Annotated in this window: 2 protein-coding genes; one reads left to right on the plus strand and one right to left on the minus strand. The window is 45.8% G+C overall.

Annotated elements, in window-relative coordinates:
* The coding region (locus QMM04_RS22740; RefSeq protein ID WP_282997138.1) for a cold shock domain-containing protein at positions 1-128 on the minus strand (128 nt) is incomplete at its 3' end.
* Between the two features lie 322 nt (positions 129-450).
* Here QMM04_RS22740 and clpS point away from each other — a divergent pair.
* Entirely contained in the window at positions 451-771 is a 321-nt protein-coding gene (gene clpS, locus QMM04_RS22745; protein WP_034820663.1) for an ATP-dependent Clp protease adapter ClpS, read from the plus strand.
* Positions 772-930: the final 159 nt, after the last annotated feature.

A 930-nucleotide genomic window follows, 5' to 3' on the forward strand; every position in this document is an offset into this window, starting at 1 on the left:
TTCAGCGTTCTGTATCCCTCCATCTGAATCGTGGAGTAGTGTGCGAAGATATCGTCGCCGCCGCCAATCGGACAGATAAAGCCGAAGCCTTTGGCGTTGTTGAACCATTTAACAGTACCCGTCTCCATGCTTTTACTTCCCTCGCAAGACATTTTGATAAGTAGGTGAGGTCATTGAAGCTGTGAGTCGAGTTTGTTTAAAACTCAATCAGCTTGTGTAAGTAGAATGTAGAGAAACGGACCTTATCGTCAAGCAAACGGCCCTGGCGCACGGGGAGAAATTCATCAAAATTTGAGGCAGTTAACGCTATTGCAAATTTTGTGATACAGGTCGCGCATGGGCTTTTAGGGCCGTTTTTTCTTAAGGGAAAGGTGGCTTGACAGACATGTTAAACTTAGGAATGGGCGCAGAAATGCGCGCAATCGTAACGCAGAATTTCGACGGAACATTATGGCAAACACAAACGACTGGCTTAATTTTGAACATCTAGCCGAAGATAAAGTACGCGAAGGGTTAAAGCCGCCTTCGATGTATAAAGTCATTCTGAATAATGACGATTATACACCTATGGAATTTGTTATTGACGTTCTGCAAAAGTTCTTTTCTTATGATGTTGAACGTGCAACGCAACTGATGTTGAAAGTTCACTACCATGGAAAGGCGATCTGTGGTGTATTCACTGCAGAAGTGGCGGAAACCAAAGTCGCCCAGGTGAACAATTACGCACGAGAGAATGAACATCCGTTGCTGTGTACGCTGGAAAAAGCCTGAGCCCGTCTCCATATAGGGGAAAGGTCGTCAGAGCGATAATTGGGGGAGGTGCCAAATGCTCAATCAAGAACTGGAACTCAGTTTAAACATGGCTTTCGCCAGAGCGCGCGAGCACCGTCATGAGTTTATGACCGTCGAGCATCTGTTGCTGGCATTGCT

The sequence above is a fragment of the Pantoea sp. Pa-EAmG genome, from assembly GCF_030024295.1.
In the GTDB taxonomy this organism is placed as follows: domain Bacteria; phylum Pseudomonadota; class Gammaproteobacteria; order Enterobacterales; family Enterobacteriaceae; genus Pantoea; species Pantoea dispersa.

What these genes read in the sequence shown, in the direction of transcription:
- clpS (WP_034820663.1), top strand. Translation starts at nt 451, where the DNA reads ATGGCAAACACAAACGACTGGCTTAATTTTGAACATCTAGCCGAAGAT.